Here is a 5,802-nt window from a genome sequence, read left to right on the forward strand (position 1 = left end):
GTTCCTCGACACCCTCCACGGTACCGCCGGTGGCCAGCGTCGAGCCGTAGATGCTGGCGAGCCAGTCCAGGTTGTCTTCCGCAAAGATCATATTGAGCAAATAGTGGTCCTTGGCCTTGCCTAGTTCCTCGTTGCTGACACCATCCTCGGCAATGCGGGCAACTTCGGCAGCGGCCGCCGCTTCGAGATCAGCCAGCTTGGCATCGCCGCGCGGTGCGCCATAGATGGCGAACTTGGTGTCGTCGAGCATAGTGCCCTGGAAATAGACGCGGGCGCTGGAAGCGATACCTTGCTGGACAGCGAGCGCCTGGTAGAGCCGGCCGCGGTTACCGCCGCCGAGAATTTCGGCCAGCAGGTCGAGCGCTTCGGCCTCGCCCGGCTTGGCGGTGTGGTAGGACGGCACCACCCACTGCGTCGAAAAACTGGGCACGCTGACGCGGGCGTCTGAGAGCGTGACGGTGCGCCTGGTGTTCTGCTCGGGCTCAACCGGCCGGATGCGCGGCGGCAGGTCAGGTCCGCGCGCCACCTTGCCATAGGTCTTTTCGGCCAGCGCCCGCACCGTGTCCGGTTCGACATCGCCGGCCACGATCAGCACGGAGTTGTTGGGCCAGTAGTACTTTTCATAGAAGACGGTGGCGTCGACGCGGTTCAGCTGCTCGATCTCCTGCATCCAGCCGATGATCGGGATGCGATAGGGGTGGTTCTGCCACAGCGTCGCGTCGATCTCCTCATGGAGAACGTCCTGCGGGTTGGTGTCGGTGCTTGAGCGGCGCTCCTCGATGACCACATCGCGCTCGGTCTTGACGACATCGTCGGTCAGGATGAGGTTTCGCATTCGGTCGGCCTCGAAGCTCATCATCAGCTCGAGCGCCGACGGCGCCACTGTCTGATAGAAGGCGGTGTAGTCGGAGGAGGTGAAGGCGTTGTTGGAGCCGCCGATCTCGAACACTGCGCGGTCGAATTCGCCGCCCGCATGGTTGGTCGTCGCCTTGAACATCAGATGCTCGAAGAAATGGGCGATGCCGGATTTGCCCGGCGGCTCGTCGGCGCTGCCGATCTTGTACCACACCATGTGGGTGACGATCGGCGCCCGGTGGTTGGGAATGACGACCACCTCCATGCCGTTGTCGAGCACGAAATCCCTCGCCTTGCCGTCCTCCCATGCGACGGGGATCGGAGCCGGCCCCGCGCCGACCAACTCGGACGCAACGGACGTCCTGCGAAGCCCATGAGTGCGGGGCTTGCTTGGTAGTTCTGGTAGGGAGAGTGGGGTTATGGGCTGCGTTCCTGGCAAAGTGATCTGTTCCTCATTTTGAAGGATCTATGTCTCCCGAACGCCTATTGGGAGAAAGTGGATCGGCACGCGACGCCGAGCCACATGAGCCGTCAGCGTGTTGCTGGGCCTGACGCGAGCCTCATCTTTGGATGCGTCCGGGAAACTTTCGGCATGGTGAGGCCATGGGAAGTCTGCTCGTTATCCATTGGGTGTTTGCGGATACCTGAGCATGCCCCGTGCCAAGTAAGAAAGCCCCGATTCGCAAGGTTTGATCCAACCTTGATACTTGCGATATCCGACATTGTCGGGCATCCGACAGAAAGCGCCTTTCGCCGGCGCGCCGGCTATGACGCTCGCCTCCTCCGGCGTGACGACGATCCTTTGGCGGGCGCCGCGCACACCGATCTGCCCGCCTATCAGCACCGCGACATCGAAGGACAGCGCGATCGTGACTGGATGGGTCTTACGCAAACATGCAGCAGTGCCACCGCGATCAGGACTTCATCCGCCCCACAAAGACCCGAGCGCGAGGGACGACGTGTAAGGCAACATGTCATCCTCGATAATGATGCCGCGCATAAAGAGGTAAGGTCCCTCGTCGTACCGGCGAGCCCCTTCGCTGGGTCTCGCGAGGGTCTGGTTTGCGAACGTCGACCGACAGCATCACGGCATGGGCGGCCCCATCGGTAGGCAAGCATTGACCGTGCCATCAGCGTTGAGGCAGCGCAGAGCCCAATTTCCCGGTGCCAGCCGGTACGTTGGAGCTTCAACTGTGGCCAGCCAAGCGGGCCGAGGCCGTGAAACTCCTGATACCCTGGACCGTCCGGATTGCAACGCACGACGCCTTGGTCTCGCGCCAACGTCCATTGACGCTCAGCGAAGCATCATGCGGACGAGCTGGGAAAGCTTGGCCGGGCCGGCGCCTTCCCAGGCGCATGGGACGCGCGACGACCCATGTGGACCTTGGATTTCACTACGCACTTACGCTGCTTTGGCCTTGTCAGCAGCCTGAGCATAAAGCGTGCTCAGCTTTCAGGGCGAGCCTCTTTCATGTTGATAGCATCTGTCGTCATTCAGGATCGCCCCATTTTCGCATGCCGCTTGCAGCTTTCAGACTGTTGTCAGCCAGGGCCGCCATAAAGGGTCTCGTTTAACGCATTCGGGAGGCTTCATCACTCGACCACATTAATTTCGGGCCGTTCGCCGGCGCTCCGAATGGCACTTAACACCAGATCCTCTCCAAACCCGTGATGATCCAAGAGGAAAACGAAAAATCCCTAAATCATAAAAAAGCACCGATACGGTCGGCTCCAGGCTGATGAAATTGCGGTCTCACTGGCCACGCACGATACTTGCGATGGCGATGGCCATTGCAAAGGCCGGTCAAGCACCCAAGACGCTGACAAGCACGCCTCCGACCAAAGCTCGATCGTTGGCAGCCTTTCTAGCCGTATACTTGGGGCATTTTGGGACGGCGATCCGGACGCCGATTAAAACCTGCCGGTCGTCTAAATGGAATGGTTGGTCCGGGTCCTTACTGGACCTGCGCCAACCCGATCGGGCCGGCGCACAGGGGCACCCAGACAATTGGACACGTCGCCTTTGCGCGGCGGCTTGCACTTTCTCGGATGGCCTTTTTTCTCCCCGGGCGAAATCGAGCGAGCGGTGAGGCGGAGCCTTCGATTTTGCCGATCATGTCGTGTCGCTTCGATCGAACTGCTCAGACGATGATAGCGGCATTGATTGCCGCGGCCGAAATGCGTTGTGTGAAGTACGATTTCTACGCCGTATACATACTGCCGTACAGTTCGCCCTGTCAGCAGCCTTGCCAGCAATCCGCCCTGTGTCCAACTGTCGTCGAATTCACCGGTGTCATTGAGGAATTCGTATGATCGCCTCGAAACCATCATTGCGACCGCGGGCGGGCGACGCAAGCTCTAGACTGCCACCGATCCGCTGGATAACCATGTTAGCGATATGTAGACCAAGGCCTGAGCCCGCAGCAGGAGTAGCACCACGACTAAATCGCTTTGTAAGCCCTTCGAGGTCGGGGAGGGGCACCACCGGTCCGGCGTTTGCAATAGCGATGGTTCCATCAGTTTGGACGGAAACTGTTGTCGGAACAGTGGGCAGTCCATGTATCAGCGCATTCTCGATCAGGTTACGAAGGAGGATCCCAAACGCATCGACATCCACTTTGCGCATCAAAGTGGGGCAGCCGTCGACGTTAAGATGCAGGCGTCCGGCATATTGCGGCTTTTTCCTCAGGTCATCGATTTCCAGCCGAACCGATCGGACAAGATCGATCGCGTGATCCGCCATGCCAACCCCCGATTCGGCTTGAGCGAGCTGAAGCACTTTTTCGACAAGGCGGCCAAGGCTCGACAGCGCTTGCTCGATGCCGCGCGCACGCATTTTGGCCGACCCATTGGGAAGCTCGGCCACTAATCTCTGCATCTGAGCGATTGAACCTGCGATCGGCGTGCGCAGTTCATGCGCACTGTTTGCGGCGAACTCGCGTTCGGCCTCGAGAGCCGCCCGCAGACGATCGAGAAGCCGATTGACGGATGCCGCGATTGGAGCCAACTCTGCCGGGAAATCGCCCAAGTCCATTGGTGACAGATTGCCGCCGTCGCGCGATCCGATCTGCTGTCGCAGTACCTCGATTGGCCGCAGCGAGCGCCGGATCACGATCCACCAAACAGCTAAGCTAAAGGGCAGGAGCACGAGTGTCGGAAGGAAGACAAAAAGTGCGCCCTTCGCGATTGTGGTACGGCGGCCATCAAGCGGTTCGGCCAACTGATGATACACGCCGTCTTGGATCTCCTCTGTGTAGACGCGGTAATCAGCGTTTCGCCAAAAGCCGTTACTCAGGGGAGCATCAGGGAAGGGCTGCTGACCCTCTTCCGGTTCAGAAATAAGCACTACCCCGTACTTATTAATAACCCGCTCACGATAGGTCCAGTACTTTTCATAAGTTGGCAAGTGGTTATTGTATTGATCAACGTGTTTTCCATTCAAGACCTTGATCAGCTCTGGTTCTCTGTACTCTGCGCTCCCCTGGAGCAAGTCATCCGAACTTTCGTTTACATTATTGCAAAAAATGAACGCAGCAATGGTTGGGGCGGCGATCCAAACCGGGAGCGTTGCCCCGCCTAACCACGATATCAGCTTTCTCGTCATGCTGTTCGAGTTCGTCATGTGACCACGAGCCTGTATCCGGAGCCACGCACGGTTGCTATTCTATCCCCGCCGATCTTCTTGCGGAGCCGGCTGACATAAACCTCCACTGTGTTGCTCTCGAACTCCGAATTGAATGAATAAAGCGCGTGCTCGATCCTCCCCTTTGAAACGACCGAACCGGGCCGGCGTAGAAGGCAGTCGAGCACCGCCCATTCGCGTCCAGACAGGTGGACCTCCTGCCCGTCGCGGAAGAGGCGTCGCTCGGCTGCCTGTATGGAAAGCGTCCCAACCGAAAATTGCGGCTCCGGAAAATGCCCTTGGCGACGTGCCACTGCACGGATGCGTGCCGAGAGTTCCCCCAGATCGAACGGCTTGACCAAATAGTCGTCGGCGCCAGCGTTGAGCCCCTCGATGCGATGCGAAATCCGATCGCGGGCTGTCAGAATGATGACCGGCGTTGTATCAAGCCCCTTGATCAGCTCCCGCAGATAGTCGATGCCATTGCCGTCCGGCAGGTGAACGTCGAGCAAAATAACGTCGTAGCCGGCCACAGCTGCATGACCGCGCGCTCCGGACAGGCCCTCGGCCCAGTCGACCGCGTGGCCACCAGCCACCAAATGATCGTGCACAGCACTTCTAAGGTCGTCGTCGTCTTCAATGAGCAGTATTCGCATCAGGCTGCCGAGCTCCGGTATGAGGGCAAGGCTCCTGCCTTATTGATCGAAGCTGACAGTAGGCTGAACCGGCGCCAGCGAATATCTGGGGGCTTTCAGGCTGCTGTCAGCTACAATTGCAAGAAAGGGGTCGTTAACAAAGCCAAACGAAGAGGCCTTATGAAACCCCTCCTGATCTCGGCACTTTTGCTCAATGTGACCACCGGCGGCTGTACACTGGTTGGCGGGCAATTCGACGTGGCGGTCAACGAATGGCAGCCGCGCCACGCGTCAATGTCCAGGCTTGAAACTGACAGGTGTCTTAAATACGAGGGCACCGTAGCGGGTGCCTCCAGTTATCGAACAGTGCCTAGCAGGTCAGAAGTGCACTTTGACCATAGGGGTCGTCCGTATTTTCGGCGCTCGCGAACAGAGTCGACGGTCAATCGATGCGCCACTGCCAGAGTCTGGAACGGTCAAGTGTTTGTTATCCCCCGTCCGGGCCATATTCTCTGCCGAGGACCAAGAAGGCCCTATTTTCGGTGCCCACGAACAGAGCCAACGGTCAATCGATGCGCCACTGCCAGGGTCTGGAACGGTCAAGTGTTTGTGATCCCCTGTCCCGGCCGTGTTCTCTGCCGAACTCGCCCTTGTAGTCGGCACACCAAAGATCGTTAGGGCGACAGCCGT

General features: G+C 59.0%; 3 protein-coding genes. All 3 read right to left on the reverse strand.

Translation table 11 applies throughout. The annotated features are described in order from the left end of the window. On the reverse strand, window positions 1–1,198 hold a 1,198-nt coding region (locus tag EOA60_RS15710), incomplete at its 3' end, for a pitrilysin family protein (protein ID WP_245502566.1). Between the two features lie 1,950 nt (window positions 1,199–3,148). Next, entirely contained in the window at window positions 3,149–4,477 is a 1,329-nt protein-coding gene (locus EOA60_RS15715; protein ID WP_127213819.1) for a HAMP domain-containing sensor histidine kinase, read from the reverse strand. Continuing rightward, window positions 4,474–5,133 carry a response regulator transcription factor gene (locus EOA60_RS15720; RefSeq protein WP_024505389.1) on the reverse strand — a complete coding sequence of 220 codons (660 nt, stop codon included), beginning with the start codon at window positions 5,131–5,133 and terminating at the stop codon, window positions 4,474–4,476. Before EOA60_RS15720 ends, EOA60_RS15715 begins: the two co-directional genes overlap by 4 nt. Window positions 5,134–5,802 lie beyond the last annotated feature (669 nt).

The organism is Mesorhizobium sp. M1A.F.Ca.IN.020.06.1.1 (genome assembly GCF_004023265.1).
Classification (GTDB): Bacteria; Pseudomonadota; Alphaproteobacteria; order Rhizobiales; family Rhizobiaceae; genus Mesorhizobium.